Origin of the sequence: Marinovum sp. (assembly GCF_048263515.1) — a bacterium.
Taxonomy (GTDB): domain Bacteria; phylum Pseudomonadota; class Alphaproteobacteria; order Rhodobacterales; family Rhodobacteraceae; genus Marinovum.
Map to the genome: position 1 here is coordinate 31,683 of NZ_JBLXEC010000015.1, position 17,010 is coordinate 48,692.

Annotated in this window: 13 protein-coding genes; 7 read left to right on the forward strand and 6 right to left on the reverse strand. The window is 65.2% G+C overall.

Translation table 11 applies throughout. The annotated features are described in order from the left end of the window. Window positions 1-73: 73 nt before the first annotated feature. Window positions 74-4,612, forward strand: a complete 4,539-nt coding sequence (gene gltB, locus ACN0SE_RS14100; RefSeq protein ID WP_417525170.1) for a glutamate synthase large subunit — start codon at window positions 74-76, stop codon at window positions 4,610-4,612. A 200-nt stretch (window positions 4,613-4,812) separates the two neighbouring features. Continuing rightward, window positions 4,813-5,532, forward strand: coding sequence for a monofunctional biosynthetic peptidoglycan transglycosylase (mtgA, locus tag ACN0SE_RS14105; RefSeq protein ID WP_417525171.1), 720 nt, complete (start codon window positions 4,813-4,815; stop codon window positions 5,530-5,532). 3 nt (window positions 5,533-5,535) lie between these two features. Here the strand turns inward: mtgA and ACN0SE_RS14110 are convergent, their stop codons facing one another. Continuing rightward, window positions 5,536-6,537: a hypothetical protein gene (locus ACN0SE_RS14110; RefSeq protein ID WP_417525172.1), complete on the reverse strand. Its 1,002-nt coding sequence runs from the start codon at window positions 6,535-6,537 to the stop codon at window positions 5,536-5,538. Beyond that, on the reverse strand, window positions 6,534-7,919 hold the full coding sequence (locus ACN0SE_RS14115; RefSeq protein ID WP_417525173.1) for a hypothetical protein: 1,386 nt from the start codon (window positions 7,917-7,919) through the stop codon (window positions 6,534-6,536). Before ACN0SE_RS14115 ends, ACN0SE_RS14110 begins: the two co-directional genes overlap by 4 nt. A 97-nt stretch (window positions 7,920-8,016) precedes the next feature. Here ACN0SE_RS14115 and ACN0SE_RS14120 point away from each other — a divergent pair, with 97 nt between their 5' ends. Continuing rightward, entirely contained in the window at window positions 8,017-10,083 is a 2,067-nt protein-coding gene (locus ACN0SE_RS14120; protein ID WP_417525174.1) for a peroxidase family protein, read from the forward strand. A 405-nt stretch (window positions 10,084-10,488) separates the two neighbouring features. Here the strand turns inward: ACN0SE_RS14120 and rnhA are convergent, their stop codons facing one another. Then, complete coding sequence (gene rnhA / locus ACN0SE_RS14125; RefSeq protein ID WP_417525175.1) at window positions 10,489-10,941, reverse strand: ribonuclease HI; 453 nt, start codon at window positions 10,939-10,941, stop codon at window positions 10,489-10,491. Window positions 10,942-11,089: 148 nt separating this feature from the next. Next, window positions 11,090-12,043 (reverse strand): 4-hydroxy-3-methylbut-2-enyl diphosphate reductase, encoded by a 954-nt coding sequence (gene ispH / locus ACN0SE_RS14130; RefSeq protein WP_417525176.1) that lies wholly within the window; start codon window positions 12,041-12,043, stop codon window positions 11,090-11,092. 137 nt (window positions 12,044-12,180) lie between these two features. Here ispH and ACN0SE_RS14135 point away from each other — a divergent pair, with 137 nt between their 5' ends. After that, the gene (locus ACN0SE_RS14135; RefSeq protein ID WP_417525177.1) at window positions 12,181-12,654 is read left to right on the forward strand and encodes a c-type cytochrome; all 474 of its coding nucleotides are present in this window, start codon (window positions 12,181-12,183) and stop codon (window positions 12,652-12,654) included. 3 nt (window positions 12,655-12,657) lie between these two features. Here ACN0SE_RS14135 and ACN0SE_RS14140 read toward each other — a convergent pair whose 3' ends face one another. Then, window positions 12,658-13,089, reverse strand: a complete 432-nt coding sequence (locus ACN0SE_RS14140; protein WP_417525178.1) for a YqaA family protein — start codon at window positions 13,087-13,089, stop codon at window positions 12,658-12,660. A 15-nt stretch (window positions 13,090-13,104) separates the two neighbouring features. Continuing rightward, window positions 13,105-13,674 (reverse strand): NYN domain-containing protein, encoded by a 570-nt coding sequence (locus ACN0SE_RS14145; protein ID WP_048533233.1) that lies wholly within the window; start codon window positions 13,672-13,674, stop codon window positions 13,105-13,107. A gap of 115 nt (window positions 13,675-13,789) precedes the next feature. Between ACN0SE_RS14145 and folK the strand changes: the two genes are divergently transcribed. From folK to ACN0SE_RS14160, 3 genes are all read left to right on the forward strand, one after another. Next, entirely contained in the window at window positions 13,790-14,371 is a 582-nt protein-coding gene (gene folK / locus ACN0SE_RS14150) for a 2-amino-4-hydroxy-6-hydroxymethyldihydropteridine diphosphokinase (protein WP_417525179.1), read from the forward strand. Between the two features lie 105 nt (window positions 14,372-14,476). After that, the gene (gene rpoZ / locus ACN0SE_RS14155) at window positions 14,477-14,830 is read left to right on the forward strand and encodes a DNA-directed RNA polymerase subunit omega (protein WP_417525180.1); all 354 of its coding nucleotides are present in this window, start codon (window positions 14,477-14,479) and stop codon (window positions 14,828-14,830) included. A gap of 28 nt (window positions 14,831-14,858) precedes the next feature. Beyond that, window positions 14,859-16,997 (forward strand): RelA/SpoT family protein, encoded by a 2,139-nt coding sequence (locus tag ACN0SE_RS14160; protein WP_417525181.1) that lies wholly within the window; start codon window positions 14,859-14,861, stop codon window positions 16,995-16,997. Window positions 16,998-17,010 lie beyond the last annotated feature (13 nt).

The window sequence follows — 17,010 nt, forward strand, 5'->3', positions numbered from 1 at the left end:
GGGGCCGCAACCAGCATATCAATGAGACCGGGGTGGCTTGGCGCCGCCCGGTCATTCAGAGGGAGACCCTCCTATGACCAAATATGATGCCGATTGGGTGCGGGCCGAAGAAGCCAAGCGCAAGTGGATGGAAGAAAACGGCCTGTTCCGCGAGGAGCATGAGCATTCCTCCTGCGGCGTGGGCCTCGTGGTGGCGCAGGACGGCAAACCGTCGCGCAAGGTCGTCGAGAACGGCATCAACGCGCTCAAGGCGATCTGGCATCGCGGCGCGGTTGACGCCGACGGCATGACCGGCGACGGCGCCGGCATCCACGTGCAGATCCCGGTGAACTTCTTCTACGATCAGGTCCGCCGCACCGGCCACGAGCCGCGCGAGAACCAGCTGCTGGCCGTGGGCCAGGTCTTTCTGCCGCGCACCGATTTCGGCGGCCAGGAAATCTGCCGGACCATCGTCGAGACCGAAGTCCTGCGCATGGGCTATTACATCTACGGCTGGCGCCACGTGCCGGTCGACATCTCGGTGCTGGGCGAAAAGGCCAACGCCACCCGCCCCGAGATCGAGCAGATCCTGATCTCGAACGCCAAGGGCGTCGATGAAGAGCAGTTCGAGCGCGAGCTCTACGTCATCCGTCGCCGCATCGAGAAGGCCGCGGCCGCCGCCGGTGTGCAGCAGCTCTACCTCGCCTCGCTGTCCTGCCGTTCGATCATCTACAAGGGCATGATGCTGGCCGAGCAGGTCGCCGAGTTCTATCCCGACCTCAAGGACGAGCGCTTTACCTCAGCCTTCGCGATCTATCACCAGCGTTATTCCACCAACACCTTCCCGCAGTGGTGGCTGGCCCAGCCGTTCCGCATGCTCGCCCACAACGGCGAGATCAACACGCTGAAGGGCAACCTGAACTGGATGCGCAGCCACGAGATCCGCATGGCGTCGGCGACCTTTGGTGACTTTGCCGATGACATCAAGCCGATCGTGCCGCAGGGCTCGTCGGACTCGGCGGCGCTTGACGCGGTGTTCGAGGTGCTGGTGCGCGCCGGCCGCGATGCGCCGATGGCCAAGACCATGCTGGTGCCGGAATCCTGGTCCAAGCAGGCGGTGGAACTGCCGCAGGCCTGGCGCGACATGTATTCCTACTGCAACTCGGTGATGGAGCCCTGGGACGGTCCCGCCGCCCTGGCGATGACCGATGGCCGCTGGGTCTGCGCCGGTCTCGACCGCAACGGTCTGCGCCCGATGCGCTACGTGGTGACCGGCGATGGCCTGGTGATCGCGGGGTCCGAGGCCGGCATGGTGCCGGTCGACGAATCCATGGTTGTCGAAAAGGGCGCGCTTGGCCCGGGTCAGATCCTCGCCGTCGACATGAAAGAGGGCAAGCTCTACCACGACACCGAGATCAAGGACAAAATGGCCAATGCCCGTCCCTTCGGCGAGTGGGTTGGCAAGATCAGCGAACTCGACGAGCAGCTGTCGCAGGTGACCGAAAAGGCGCTGCACGAGGGCGAGGACCTGCGCCAGCGGCAGATCGCGGCCGGCTACAGCATCGAAGAGCTCGAGCAGGTACTTGCGCCGATGGCCGAGGACGGCAAGGAAATGATCGCCTCGATGGGCGATGACACTCCGTCTGCCGTGCTTTCGACCAAGTATCGTCCGCTCAGCCACTTCTTCCGGCAGAACTTCTCACAGGTGACCAACCCGCCGATCGACAGCCTGCGGGAATACCGGGTGATGAGCCTGAAGACCCGTTTCGGCAACCTCAAGAACGTGCTCGACGAGAGCTCGGCCCAGACCGAGATCCTCGTGGTCGACAGCCCGTTCATCGGCAATGCCCAGTTCGAAGAGCTCAAGACCCACTTCAACGCCGACATGGTGACCATCGACTGCACCTTCCCGGTGAACGGCGGTGACGGTGCCCTGCGCCTGGGGCTCGAGCGCATTCGCGCCGAGGCCGAGGATGCGGTGCGCTCGGGCGCTGGCCATCTGGTGCTGACCGACGAGGGGCTTGGCCCCGACCGTATCGGCATGCCGATGATCCTTGCCACCAGCGCGGTGCACAGCCACCTGACGCGCAAGGGCCTGCGGACCTTCTGCTCGCTCAACGTGCGTTCGGCCGAATGTATCGACCCGCATTACTTCGCGGTGCTGATCGGCGCCGGGGCCACCATCGTCAACGCCTACCTCGCCGAGGACAGCCTCGCCGACCGCATCAACCGCGGCCTGCTCGATGGCACCCTGACCGAGAACGTCGCGCGCTATCGCAGCGCCGTCGACCAGGGCCTGCTCAAGATCATGGCCAAGATGGGCATCTCGGTGCTGTCGTCCTATCGCGGCGGTCTCAACTTCGAGGCCGTGGGCCTGTCGCGCGCGATGTGCGCCGAATACTTCCCCGGCATGCTGAGCCGGATTTCCGGCATCGGCGTCTCTGGCCTGCAGAAGAAGCTCGAGAGCGTGCATGCGCTGGCCTACACGCAGGGCCGTGACGTACTGCCGATCGGCGGCTTCTACAAGGCGCGCAAGTCCGGCGAGAGCCACGCCTGGGGCGCGCAGACCATGCACATGATGCAGATGGCCTGTAACACCGCGTCTTATGCACTGTGGAAGAAGTACAGCCAGGCGATGCAGGCCAACCCGCCGATCCACCTGCGCGATCTGCTGGCGATCAAGCCGCTGGGCGAGGCCATTCCGGTGGAAGAGGTGGAGAGCGTCACCGCGATCCGCAAGCGCTTCGTCACCCCCGGCATGTCGCTCGGCGCGCTGAGCCCTGAGGCGCACAAGACGCTGAACGTGGCGATGAACCGCATCGGCGCGCGATCCGACTCGGGCGAGGGCGGTGAGGATCCGGCACATTTCGTGCCCGAGCCCAACGGCGACAACCCCTCGGCCAAGATCAAGCAGGTGGCCTCGGGCCGCTTCGGCGTGACCGCCGAATACCTGAACCAGTGCGAAGAGCTGGAGATCAAGGTCGCCCAGGGCGCCAAGCCCGGCGAGGGTGGCCAATTGCCCGGCATGAAGGTCACTGACCTGATCGCGCGGCTGCGGCATTCGACCAAGGGCGTGACGCTGATCTCGCCCCCGCCGCACCACGACATCTACTCGATCGAGGACCTGGCGCAGCTGATCTACGACCTCAAGCAGATCAACCCGCGCTGCAAGGTGACGGTGAAGCTGGTGGCCTCTTCCGGCGTCGGCACGATTGCCGCCGGCGTGGCCAAGGCCAAGGCCGACGTGATCCTGATCTCGGGCCACAACGGCGGCACCGGAGCCTCGCCCGCGACCTCGATCAAATATGCCGGTCTTCCGTGGGAGATGGGCCTGACCGAGGCGCATCAGGTGCTGGCGATGAACAACCTGCGGTCGCGCATCACCCTGCGCACCGACGGCGGGCTGCGCACCGGCAAGGACATCGTCATGGCGGCGATGATGGGCGCCGAGGAATACGGCATCGGCACCGCCGCGCTGATCGCCATGGGCTGTATCATGGTGCGTCAGTGCCAGTCGAACACCTGCCCGGTGGGCGTCTGCACCCAGGACGAAAGCCTGCGCGCCAAGTTCACCGGCAATGCCGACAAGGTGGTCAACCTGATCACCTTCTACGCTCAGGAAGTGCGCGAGGTGCTGGCCTCGATCGGCGCGACCTCGCTGGACGACGTGATCGGTCGGGCCGACCTGCTGACCCAGGTCTCGCGCGGGTCCGACCACCTCGACGATCTCGACCTCAACCCGCTGCTCATCACCGTCGACGGGGCGCATGCGATCAAGTACGACCGCAACAAGCCGCGCAACCCGGTGCCCGACACACTGGACGCCGAGATCGTGCGCGATGCGCAGCGCTTCCTCGAGGATGGCGAGAAGATGCAGCTGCAATACGCGGTGCAGAACACTCACCGCACCGTGGGCACGCGCACCTCGTCGCACATCGTCAAGAACTTCGGCATGCGCAACGTGCTGCAGCCCGATCACCTGACGGTCAAGCTGCAGGGTTCGGCCGGCCAGTCGCTGGGCGCCTTTGCGGCACCGGGGCTCAAGCTGGAAGTCTCGGGCGACGCCAACGACTATGTCGGCAAGGGTCTCTCGGGCGGCACCATCGTGGTGCGTCCGCCGATGGCCAGCCCGCTGGTGGCGCGCGACAACACGATCATCGGCAACACTGTGCTCTATGGCGCGACCGACGGCTATCTCTTTGCCGCCGGCCGGGCGGGCGAGCGTTTTGCGGTGCGCAACTCCGGCGCCAAGGTGGTGATCGAGGGCTGCGGTTCGAATGGTTGCGAATACATGACCGGCGGGATTGCAGTGATCCTCGGCTCGATCGGCGCCAACTTCGGCGCCGGGATGACCGGCGGCATGGCCTATATCTACGATCCCAAGGGCGCGGCCGACAAGCTGATCAACCTCGAGACGCTGACGGTAAACACGGTGCAGGTCGAGCACTGGGAGACCCAGCTGCGCAGCCTGATCGAACGCCATCTGGCCGAAACCGGCAGCCGCGCGGCCGCCGACATCCTGCAGCACTGGGAGGCCGAAAAGGCCAACTTCCTGCAGATCTGCCCGCTGGAGATGCTCGACAAGCTGCCGCATCCGCTGACCGTGGAAGAGGCGGCGGTGCCCGCCGAATAAGCGGCTCACCCGCAAGACAGAGACAGGCGCGCCGGGAACTCCCGGCGCGCTTTTTTGTTGCGCCGTCCGTCCTGTTCGCCCGAAAAAAGGGACCCGGGGCTGAGCTTTGCCCAGAAAGCCGCGCGGCAGGTGGCGAAACAATATGAGGCAACCTGTCTGGTGGCCTAGGATTGCCCCGCGACAGCCGCTAATGTGCCGGCATGGCAGGCAAGGCAAAATCCAAGAAGGCGGCCCCCCCGCGCGCACGCCCGAACCCCGGACGCTGGATCAGACGCTGGGTGCTGCGGGCGATCTCGATCGCCTTTCTTCTGGCGGCCTTTGCGGTCCTGTTGTTTTCCGTCTTCAACCCGCCTGACACGCTCTACATGCGGCAGGAACGCGCGCGGCTGGGCAAGATCGACCACGTCTGGGTGCGGATGGAGAACATTGCGCCGGTCATGGCGCGCTCGGCGGTGGCGGCCGAGGACGCGAATTTCTGCAATCACTGGGGTTTCGACGTCGAGGCGATCAAGGCGGCGATGGCCGAGGGCGGCAATCGCGGCGCCTCGACGATCAGCCAGCAGGTGGTCAAGAACGTCTACCTCTGGCATGGCCGCAACTGGGGCCGCAAGCTGCTCGAAGCCGGGATCACCCCGCTGGTCGAAGCGGTCTGGTCCAAGCGGCGCATCCTCGAGGTCTATCTCAACGTGGCGGAGTTCGACGAAGGCGTCTTTGGCGTCGAGGCGGCGGCGCGGCATTACTTCGGCGTTGGCCCAGGCGAGCTGACACCGACCCAGGCGGCTCGGCTGGCGATGGTGTTGCCCAACCCCAAGGAACGCTCGGCCAGCAAGCCCACGGCCAGCATGCGCAAACGCTCGGGCGCGATCCTCGACGGTGCGGCGACGATCGAACGCGACGGTCGCGCGGCCTGTTTCCAGTAGCGCTCAGGTCCGGGTCTTGCGGTGGCGCAGCCGTGACATGGCACGATAGACCTCGCGCCGTGCGCGGTTGATGAAGCCCAGCGGGCGATGTTCGGCGAGGCTGTTCCAGGGCAAGAAATTCAAGGTCTCGGCGCGGGCGTCCTTGTCCGGGGTATTTTCCTGCTGTGGCAGCACCAGCGCGGCCAGTTCGACAAAGTCCGCGCCGGCGGCCTCCCATTCGACGGTTGGGTCTTCGACCGGATGGGCGAGGGGGTCGGTCTGCACCACCACGCCGAAGTCAAACCGCACAGGCTCCTTGCCAAGCTCGGCCCAGAGCGCCTCGCGCAGCGCACCGGGATGGTCGGCGGGCGGCCGATCGGGGCCGCGGCCGATGGCCTTGTATTTCACCGCGCGACCGTCGCCCAGAAGGTAAGGCGTGGTGCTGTGAAAGGTCAGCCCGAGCACCGATCCCGCATGACGCCCGGCAAAGCGCCGCGCCCGGCGGGAAAGGTCGCGGTGGCGCGCCAGCAGCATCACCGCGCCCCAAGCGGCGCGCAGCAGGCGCGCCGGGCTGACCCCGTTTCCGCGCAGGGCAAGCACCGGCAGAGCGTAGCGGTTGAAGGCGGCGTATTGGTCCCGCGTGGCGGTGAAATAGGTCGGGAAATCCACCAGGATGAAGTCCTGTTCGCGCCCGTCGCCGCCGCCGGGCATCAGCTTGTCACCCGGCACCTCGAGCAGCTTGATCGCCATGCCGCGGGCATCCGCTTCGCGGTCGTCCCCCCGGCTGCCGTTGGAAAACCGCACCAGGCAAGCATACCGCGCGCCGGGCTGAAAGATGCCTTGGGCAAAGCCCTCCGGCAGGTGCTCATGCACAAGGAACTCACCTTCGACCAGTCCGTGATGCTTGGCATGCTGCCCGCGCTTGCCGGTCTCGCCCTCTGTCCAGACGGTCGGCAGGTTGGACTTGACCAGCGCGGCGATGGCCTCGGCCTCGCCCGGCTCGATGCGTTCCTCTCCCAGCCTCATAGCGTCTTGAGATATTCGATCAGCGCCAGTTTCTCAGGCTCCGGCAGCGCGGTGCCATAGAGGTGCCCGCCGTTGCCGTTGCCGATGTCCTCGGTGTCAAAGACAAAGCCTGCCTCGCAGGCAAAGCCCATGCGCGCCGTGTCGAATTCCGGGCAGCCGGTGAAGAAGGTCACGGGCCGCTCTTCGGCCGGGGCCAGCAGGTCGGCCATAGTCGGGACCGAGCCGTTGTGCAGATAGGGCGCGCGCATCCAGATGCCGTCGAGCGGCATGTTGGCATAGCCCTCGGTCACTCGGTAATTGCTGAACTGCCAGGAATATTTCGCGCCGACCTGGCCGAAATAGCCCACCATCACCTCGTCAAACAGGTCGGTGCGCTCGGGATCGGTGCCGAGCAGCGCGGCGTGGGTGACCTTGCCCAGCGCGGCGCCGCCGACGTCGTGGCAGCTGTCGCAACCTTCGCGCAGGTAGATCGCATGGCCCTCGGCGGCCAGCTCGGCATTTATGGCGGCGGGGTAGGCGGGCGGCGGCAACTCCATCAGCCAATCGGAGATCCGGTTGATCGACCGGGTTTCGAGCAGCCATTCCGGCGCGCCGCCGGCCAGCGCCGCCGAGATGTTGCGCTCGTCCAGCGAGCGGTTGTTGCCGTCCCAGTGAAAGCTGCCGTCGAGGCGGGTCTGCTGGTTCCAGACCGCGGGGAAATCCACCGTGCCGACGCGCAGGTCGTCGCCGGGCCGCAAGCCCCAACGCTCGCGCCAGAAGTTGCCCGCATCGGTGCGCCCGGGGCCATGGGCGGGGCGGTTCTCCATCCAGGCGAGGCTGTTGCGCAGCTGCGCCACCTGGGCCTCGAGCCGGGGAAAGACCACGAAGCGCAGCACCACCTTGTCGAGAAAGCTGGGCCGGCGGCCATCGGCCTCGGCGGCCTCGATCACCGCGTCGGCGGTCAGCCGGTCATCGGCGGTGGCCTTGGCGAGAAAGGTGATATAGGCCTGCAGGTCCAGCATGTGCGCCGGCGCGCCCAGCACCATGTGCTCTTCGCCGTCCACCCGGTAGGTCGAGACGTGACAGGTGCCGCAGTTGAAGCCCACCCGCTCGACCCCCACGCGCCGCACCGAGACGCCGATGGGCAGTTCGTGGCCGGGCTCTGTGAGGAAGCCGAAGGTGGCAAATCCCTCGGGGATGTCCTCGGCAAAGATCGCCGGCAGCTCGCGCCAGATGGCATAGGGAAAGCCGTCCACCTCGGCACCGATGGAGCCGTATTTGAAGTGGTCCTCGATGTCCGCGAAATGCGCCGCGGGCCAGGGTTTCACGGTGAGCCGCTTGAACTCGAGAAAGAGCGCGGCCCCCAGAAGCGCAAAGAAGAGGAAGAAAATCAGGTTCTTCATGATGCAACTCAATCGGGAATAAAATTGGACTAAACACGTATGAGTGTGGCACACTCGACCTTATTAAGCGAGAAATTTTGACCCCAAGGTATCTGTCATGGCGACCGAGCACAGCGCATTTGCCCCCTTTGAGGCCGGTTGGGACTGGGAGGCCTGGTGGCGCCCGCTGCTCCGGCTGACCTGCATCCTGATCGGCACGATGATGTTCTATCGCGGGCTGCTCAACCTGTTCGGCTATCCCGGCAACCCGGCCCGGCTGATCCTGGTGCCGGTGTTCTTTGGCGGGGTCTTCGGTATCGTGCTGATGTGGCGCCGGCTGCGCATCGGCTGGTGGATCTTCACCGCGCTGAATTTCTTCGTCGGCTTCTGGTTCATCTTCGTGCTCGAGGACATCTGGCAGCACCACGTGCTGCCGCACATCGTGTTTTCCGCGGTCTTCCTGCCGTTCTATCCGCGGATGAAACCCTCTGAGGATTTTGCCCGGCTGAAGGGGCGGGTGCTGGGGTGGCTCGGCGACAAGCTGATGGCGCTGTTGCGGGTGGGCTGTATCGTGCGCGTCATCGAGGCGGTGCCAGTGCTGCATCGCTGGGTCAACAAGCGGGTGATCCATAGCATCGTCGGACAGGCGCGGTTCCGGCCGCACACCTATTCGACCATGGCGCCTTATCCGTCGTGGTCGAGCCTGACCGACCGGCAATGGGCCGGGCGGCATCTGGGCGTCTCGTCGCTGGATCAATCCGAACTGCCGCCGCCCAAGGCGCTGGAAAAGCTCTTCGAGCGGCCCGAGGGCGCGCAGAAGATGTGCCCGAAGTCGACCTGTCTGTTCCCGGCCTTTGCGCAATACCTGACCGATGGTTTCCTGCGCACCCTGCCGGAGAAGGACCCGGTGACCGGCGTGCTCGACCCCGAAAACCGCAAGCGCAACAATTCCAACCACGAGATCGACCTCTGCCCGCTTTATGGCCGCACCCCCGATCAGACCAGGGCGTTGCGGGTCAAATCGCCGGGGCCTGAGGCGCGGGGGCTCTTGCGGTCTGAGATACACGGTGGCGAGGAATACCCGCCGCGGCTGTTCCGCGATGGTGAGATCGACCCGGAGTTCGCCGATCTCGACCCGCCGCTGGGGCTCGAGAACGTGCTGGAGGCGGAGCAGAGTGACGACCCCCGGATCGCGGCCGGCGCGCGGCAGGTGCGCGATGCGATCTTCGCGGTGGGCGGCGACCGGGTGAACTCGGTGCCGCAGGTGGCGATGATGAACACGCTCTGGCTGCGAGAGCACAATCGGCTGGCACGTGAAATCGGCCAGAGGCATCCCGAGTGGGACGATGACCAGGTGTTCGAGACCGCGCGCAACGTGGTGATCGTCGAGTTCATCAAGATCGTCGTCGAGGATTACATCAATCATATCGCCCCGGTGGAACTGTCGCTGATCGCCGATCCCGCGGTCTGCTGGGACGCGCCCTGGAACAAGCCAAACTGGATCACCACCGAGTTCAGCCTGCTTTATCGCTGGCACGCGCTGATCCCCGACCGGATCACCTGGGGCGACCAGTCCCTGCCGGTGAACAACAGCTATTTTCTCAACAACCTGCCGCTCCTGAAGGTCGGGCTGAAGCGTGGGTTCGAGGATATCTCGGCCCAGGATGCGGCGCTGCTGGGGCCGGCGAACACCACGCGGGGGCTGCTGAAGGTCGAGCGGGATTCGATCCGTCAGGGGCGGATCTGCGAGTTGGCGAGCTACAACGATTATCTGGAATACCTGGGCCGCGACCGGGTGAAGACCTTCGAGGAGATCAGCTCTGACCGCGACGTGCAGTGGCGGCTGCGGCATCTTTATGGCGACGTGGACAAGGTGGATTTCTTTGTCGGCATCTTCTGCGAGGACCGGGTGACCGCCTCGCCCCTGCCGCAGACCATCCTGTCCTTCGTGGCTTTGGATGCCTTTTCCCAGGCGCTGCCCAATCCGCTGTTGTCGCAGCATGTGTTCTCGCCGCCCAAGGGGTTCGACGAGGATGCTCACATGGAGCACCCGGCCTTTTCGCGCTTTGGCTGGGAGCAGATTGCCGGATGCACCAGCCTGCGGGAGGTGGTGGCGCGCAACGTGGCCGACGCCGAGCGGCTGGGGTTTGTCGGGATGACGCAGCCGGATTGGCAGGGGGAGTAGAGGGCCACGCAACCTTACCTTGCGCGGATCAGCGCAGCCCTTGTTTTGGGCCAAAGTCCGCGAAAACGCGTTCTGACACTGTCATTTGATCGAAGTCCAAGCGCGTTAACAGCGGCTGCAAGCCGCCGCGCATCGTCATGCCGAAGGCATGCCTTTGGCATGACGCCGCCCCTCGGCACGGCGATTTGGCTGGCGTGAGCGCGTCGCTCCGGTCTTCTTCGGATTTGGCAGAGATAAAGCGCTGCCGACCTGTTCGAGGTTCGCCGCACCGCGGCCCGTCAATGCACGGCTTGTGCTTGGGACGGGTCACGCCCTTCGCTTCGAAGGGAGCACGGTGCGCGACACAGTGCTGCCTGATGATGCCGCGAAGGCCCGGTTGTGCCGGGGTGGGTCTTTCGCGGCGGATCAGCTCTTGAACGGCGCCATGCCGGCGCGGGCCAGTTCGTCGGCGCGTTCATTCTCGGGGTGGCCGGCGTGGCCCTTGACCCATTCCCAGGTCACGTCGTGGCGCGCCTGGGCCTCGTCGAGCCTTTGCCAGAGTTCGACGTTCTTGACCGGTTTCTTGGCGGCGGTCTTCCAACCGTTGCGCTTCCAGCCGTGGATCCAGCCGGTGACGCCGTTCTTCACATAGGCGCTGTCGGTCACCACGGTGATCCTGGACGCCCGTTCCAGAGCCTCGAGCGCGTGGATCGCCGCCAGGAGCTCCATGCGGTTGTTGGTGGTCCGGGCCTCGCCGCCTTTGAGCTCGCGTTCCTTGACGACGGTGTCGCCCTCCTTGGCCTGCATCAGCGCACCCCAGCCGCCGGGGCCGGGATTGCCGGAACAGGCGCCGTCGGTATAGGCGTAGAGCTCGGGCATCGGGGGGTCTCCTTGGGGGCTGTTGTCGTCTGGATTTTTGGCGGGAGCGCCGTGTGGCGCGCGGCGGAGCGAGGGGCCAGCCCCTCGCGCTCCCCGAGGGTATTTGCAGCAAGAGGAAGGGGGGAGGGGGTGCCCGCGGGATCGGGCGTCAGGCGGGTTGGCGGAGGACGCGGGGGACCTTGAATTCGACGTTTTCGCGGGCGGTTTCGACCTGTTCGACGGTGACGTCGTAGCGGGCGCGGAAGGCGTCGATCACCTCGTTGACCAGAACCTCGGGGGCGGAGGCGCCGGCGGTGACGCCGACCGAGGCGATGCCTTCGAGGGCGCGCCAATCGATGTCGGTGGCGCGCTGGACCAGCTGCGAATAGGCGCAGCCGGCGCGGCGGCCGACCTCGACCAGGCGGCGCGAGTTCGAGGAATTGGGCGCGCCCACCACCAGCATGGCGTCGCATTGCGCGGCCATTGCCTTGACCGCTTCCTGGCGGTTGGTGGTGGCGTAGCAGATGTCTTCCTTGTGCGGGCCGACGATGGCCGGGAAGCGCGCCTGAAGCGCGGCGACGATTTCCGCCGTGTCATCGACCGAGAGGGTGGTCTGGGTGACGAAGGCCAGGCGTTCGGGATCGCGCACCGCGACATGTGCCACATCGGCGACGGTCTCGACCAGCAGCACCTCGCCCTCGGGCAGCTGGCCCATGGTGCCCACCGTCTCGGGGTGGCCGACGTGGCCGATCATGATCATCTGCAAGCCGTTCTCGGCGTGGCGCTGCGCCTCGATATGCACCTTGGAGACCAGCGGGCAGGTGGCGTCGACAAAGACCATCTCGCGGGCCTGGGCGGCCTCTGGCACCGATTTCGGCACGCCATGGGCCGAGAAGATCACCGGGCGGTCGTCGGGGCATTCGGCCAGCTCTTCGACGAAGATCGCGCCCTTGGCCTTGAGATCATCGACCACGAATTTGTTGTGAACGATCTCGTGGCGCACGTAGACCGGCGCGCCCCATTTCGCCAGCGCCATCTCGACGATCTTGATCGCCCGATCCACACCCGCGCAAAAGCCGCGCGGCGCGGCGAGATAGAGCGTAAGCTGAGGCAGGTCGGTCATGGCACTCTCCGGTTTCCTGTGGCCGAGGTAATGCTTCCGGGCGGCTGCGTCCAGTGGGGGCGCCGATCACGCGGCGGTGATTTGACCTTCCGGCGCAGGAAGCCCCGAGGCGGGGCAAAACAAATGGAGAGACAGGCATGATGAAACAGGGCATTCCCCTTGCACTGGCTTTGGCGCTGGGCGCCGGACCGCTGGCCGCCGCAGGCGACCGGCCCGAGGATGCGGCGGGGCTGTTTCCCTATTGGGATGACGCCGCCGTGGAACAGGGTGCGGCGCTTTACGCCGAGAACTGCGCCGCCTGCCATGGTGCGGCACTCGAGGGCGAGGCGGACTGGCGCGGGCGGCGCGACGACGGCGGCTTTCGCGCGCCGCCGCATGACGAGACCGGCCACACCTGGCACCATGCCGATGCGCAGCTCTTCGCGATCACCAAGCATGGCACCGAGGTGGTGACCGGCGGCGCGGTGGTGTCGGACATGCAGGGCTTTGGCGAGCTTTTGAGCGACGAGGAGATCCTCGCCGTGCTGGCCTATATCAAGGCGCAATGGCCGGAAGAGATCATTGCCCGGCACAACGAGCTGAACCGCCGCTTCGAGGAACAGCAGAACTGAGGCTCAGAGCTGCGCCGTGGCCCAGGCCACCACGAGATAGCGGCCGGTCTTGGCCACGGTGACCAGCGCCAGAAACAGCAGGAAGCGCGTGCGCAGCACCCCGGCGATGACGGTGACGCCATCGCCGAAAGGCGCCCAGCTGAACAGCAGGGTCCAGTAGCCCCACTTGGCATACCAGCGCTCGGCGCGCTCCATCGTGTGCTTGGGCACGGGGAACCAGCGGCGGTCTTCGTATTCCGCCGCAAAGCGCCCGATGGCATAGTTCAGGCAGGAGCCCAGCACATTGCCGACGCTGGCCCAGAACAGGAGCAGCGGCAGCGGCGCCGAGCCGCGCAATTGCATGCCGACGAACACGACCTCGGATTGGAACGGCAGGAGTGTTGCCGCCCCGAAGGACGCCGCGAACAGCGTGATCAGTGCCGTGAGTTCGCCCAAGACAGAGCGCCCGGATCAGCCGGCGGCGGCCGAGGCCGTGCGGTCTTCCTGATGTTCGCGAGGGGGTCGGCCAATGACCTCGCGCAGACCGTCAAGCTCGATGAAATTGTCGGCCTGGCGGCGCAATTCATCGGCGATCATCGGTGGCTGGCTGCGAATGGTCGATACCACCGAGACCCGCACGCCCTGACGCTGGAGGCTTTCCACCAGCGGCCGGAAATCCCCATCTCCGGAAAACAGGACGATGTGATCCACCCGCGGCGCAAGCTCCATGGCATCAACGGTGAGCTCGATGTCCATGTTGCCTTTGACTTTGCGGCGGCCCTGGCTGTCGGTATATTCCTTGGCCGGCTTGGTCACCATGGTGAAGCCGTTGTAGTGAAGCCAGTCGACAAGCGGTCGGATCGGTGAGTATTCTTCGTTCTCGAGCAGGGCCGTGTAATAGAACGCGCGCAAAAGTTTGCCGCGTCTCACGAACTCCTGTCGAAGAAGCTTGTAGTCGATGTCAAACCCCAGCGCCTTTGCCGCCGCATACAGGTTGGATCCATCGATGAACAGCGCAAGCCGTTCGTCCTTGTAAAACATTAATTGCCCTTCCAATAAGTCGGCTCAGGTCCGCTCCGTGAGTGAAAATTTGCGGGTGAGCCTGATAATAGGGTAGTGGAAAAGTCCCGCCCCGCAAGGCTTACTTCTAGGAAAAATGGCTATCAAGCACAACCAAAGCGGGAAAGATGCGTTGATTGCGTTGGGTGCGAACCTGCCGCTTCCCGAAAAAACGCCCATCGAAACGCTTCAGGCGGCGATTTTCCGTTTGCAGCAACGTGGTCTGGTGATTCGTTTCGTCTCTAGATTTTATGAGACTCCCTGTTTTCCGCAAGGGGCGGGGCCCGACTATGTCAATGCGGCCCTGGTCGCGGACTGGGGCGGCGCGCCGGAGGCGCTGCTGGCAATGCTGCACGAGGTCGAGGCCGAGTTTTCGCGCACCAGAGAGGTGCGTTGGGGGATGCGGACGCTGGACCTCGACCTGATCGCGCTGGACGAGGCAGTGCTGCCGGATCGCGAGACCTGGGCCGCCTGGCGGGGTCTGCCGCTCGACGAACAGATGCGCGCCGCGCCGGACCGGCTGATCCTGCCGCATCCGCGGCTTGAGGATCGGGCCTTCGTGCTGGTGCCGCTGATGGATGTCGCGGCGGATTGGGTGCATCCGGTGACCGGGCTGAGCGTGGCACAGATGTGCGCGGCGCTGGGCGCGGCAGAGAAGGCCGAGGTCAAAGCCTTGTGAGCGGGACGGTGACGCGGCGATGCGCCAAAAAACCTGCTTGTCAAGAGTTTTGATCCGCTCTAAGACCTATCCTTTCTGACAGAACTCGCCAGACGGAGATTCCCCATGGCCCGCGTGACGGTCGAAGATTGCGTTGACAAAGTCCCCAACCGGTTCGAGCTGGTGATGCTGGCCGCCCATCGGGCGCGCGAGATCTCGGCTGGTGCCGCGATCACCGTGGATCGTGACAACGACAAGAACCCCGTTGTCTCGCTGCGCGAGATCGCCGAAGAAACCCAGAGCGCCGACGAGCTGCGCGAGCGGATGATCGAGAGCAACCAGACCCAGATCGAGGTCGACGAACCGGAAGAAGACGCCATGGCGCTTCTGATGGGGGCCGAGCCCGACAAGCCGCAGGACGATGACATGTCCGAGGAAAAGCTGCTCCGCGCGCTCATGGAGGCACAGGGCCAGGGGTAACTCTGGCTCGCGGTCACAAGGGTTTGCGATGATTTCTGCCGACGACCTCATCGCGCTTGTTCGCAACTACAACCCCAAGACCAACGAAGCCTTGATTCACGCGGCCTATGACTATGGCCGCGAGATGCACGAAGGACAGTTCCGCCGCTCCGGCGAGCCCTATTTCACCCATCCCGTCGCCGTTGCCGCCATCCTGACCGAGCAACGGCTTGACGACGCCACGATCGTCACCGCGCTGCTGCACGACACGATCGAGGACACCAAGAGCACCTACAGCCAGATCTCGGAGCGTTTCGGCGACGAGATCGCGGTGCTGGTCGACGGTGTCACCAAGCTGACCAACCTGCAGCTCAATTCGACCGAGACCAAGCAGGCCGAGAACTTCCGCAAGCTCTTTATGGCGATGTCCCGCGACCTGCGGGTGATCCTGGTCAAGCTGGCCGACCGTTTGCACAACATGCGCACGATCAAGGCGATGCGGGCGGAAAAGCAGGTGCAGAAGGCGCGCGAGACCATGGACATCTATGCGCCGCTGGCCGGCCGCATGGGCATGCAATGGATGCGCGACGAGCTCGAGGACCTGGCGTTTAGGGTGCTCAACCCCGATGGCCGCGCCTCGATCATCCGCCGTTTCATCACGCTGCAGCGCGAAACCGGCGACGTGATCCAGAAGATCACCGGCGACATGCGGCTGGAACTCGACAAGGCCGGGATCGAGGCCGAGGTCTTTGGCCGCGCCAAGAAACCCTATTCGATCTGGCGCAAGATGCAGGAAAAGGAGATGGGCTTTTCCCGCCTCTCCGACATCTACGGTTTCCGCATCATCACCGACACCGAGGCCGATTGCTACGGCGTGCTGGGGGTGATCCACCAGCGCTGGCGCGCGGTGCCGGGACGGTTCAAGGATTACATCAGCCAGCCCAAGTCGAACGGCTATCGTTCGATTCACACCACGGTGTCGGGCCGCGACGGCAAGCGCGTCGAGGTGCAGATCCGCACCCGGCAGATGCACGACGTGGCCGAGACCGGCGTGGCGGCGCATTGGTCGTACCGCGATGGTGTTCGCTCGGAAAACCCCTTTGCCGTCGATCCGGCCAAATGGATTTCTTCGCTCACCGAGCAGTTCCAGGACGACGAGGATCACGAGGATTTTCTCGAGGCGGTCAAGCTCGAGATGTATTCCGACCAGGTGTTCTGCTTCACGCCGAAGGGTGATGTCATCAAACTGCCGCGCGGCGGCACGCCGCTGGATTTCGCCTATGCGATCCACACCCGCATCGGCCATGCCTGCGTCGGTGCCAAGGTCGACGGGCTACGTGTGCCGCTCTGGACCCGGCTCAAGAACGGCCAGTCGGTCGACATCATCACCGCCGACGGCCAGACGCCGCAGGCCACCTGGCTCGACATCGCGATCACCGGCAAGGCCAAGACCTCGATCCGCCGCGCCCTGCGCGAGCAGGACCGCGAGCGCTTTGTGCGGCTGGGCCGCGAGCTGGCCCGCGCGGCGTTTGAGCATGTCGGGCGCAAGGCCAAGGACAAGGTGCTGGAAACCGCCGCCCGCAACCTGCGGCTCGACGGCGCCGAGACCCTGCTGGCGCGGCTGGGCTCGGCCGAGCTGACCACCCGCGCGGTGGTCGAGGCGGTCTATCCCGACCTGGTGACCGAAGAGGGCGAGGAAATCGACCGCAAACGCGCGGTCATCGGCCTCGAGAAGGGCCAGAGCTTCCGCCGTGCGCCCTGTTGCCAGCCGCTGCCCGGCGAACGCATCATCGGCATCACCTATCGCGGCCAGGGCGTGGTGGTGCATACCATCGATTGTGAAAAGCTCGCCGATTACGAGGATCAGCCCGAACGCTGGCTCGACCTGCATTGGTCCGAGGGCAAGCACCCGGCGGCCTATGCGGTGACGCTCGAGGTCACGATGAGCAACGACGCCGGCGTGCTGGGACGGGTCTGCACGTTGATCGGGCGGCACAAGGCCAATATCTCGGATCTCGAATTCATCGACCGGAAGCCGGATTTCTACCGGCTGCATCTCAACGTCGACCTGCGTGATGCCGAACATCTGCATTCGCTGATCACCGCGCTCGAAGCCGAGAGCGATGTCGCCGCGGTGGCCCGGATGCGCGAAGTCACCCCGATCGCCGCACGCGCCGAGGCGAACTGAAAGGAACACCCTC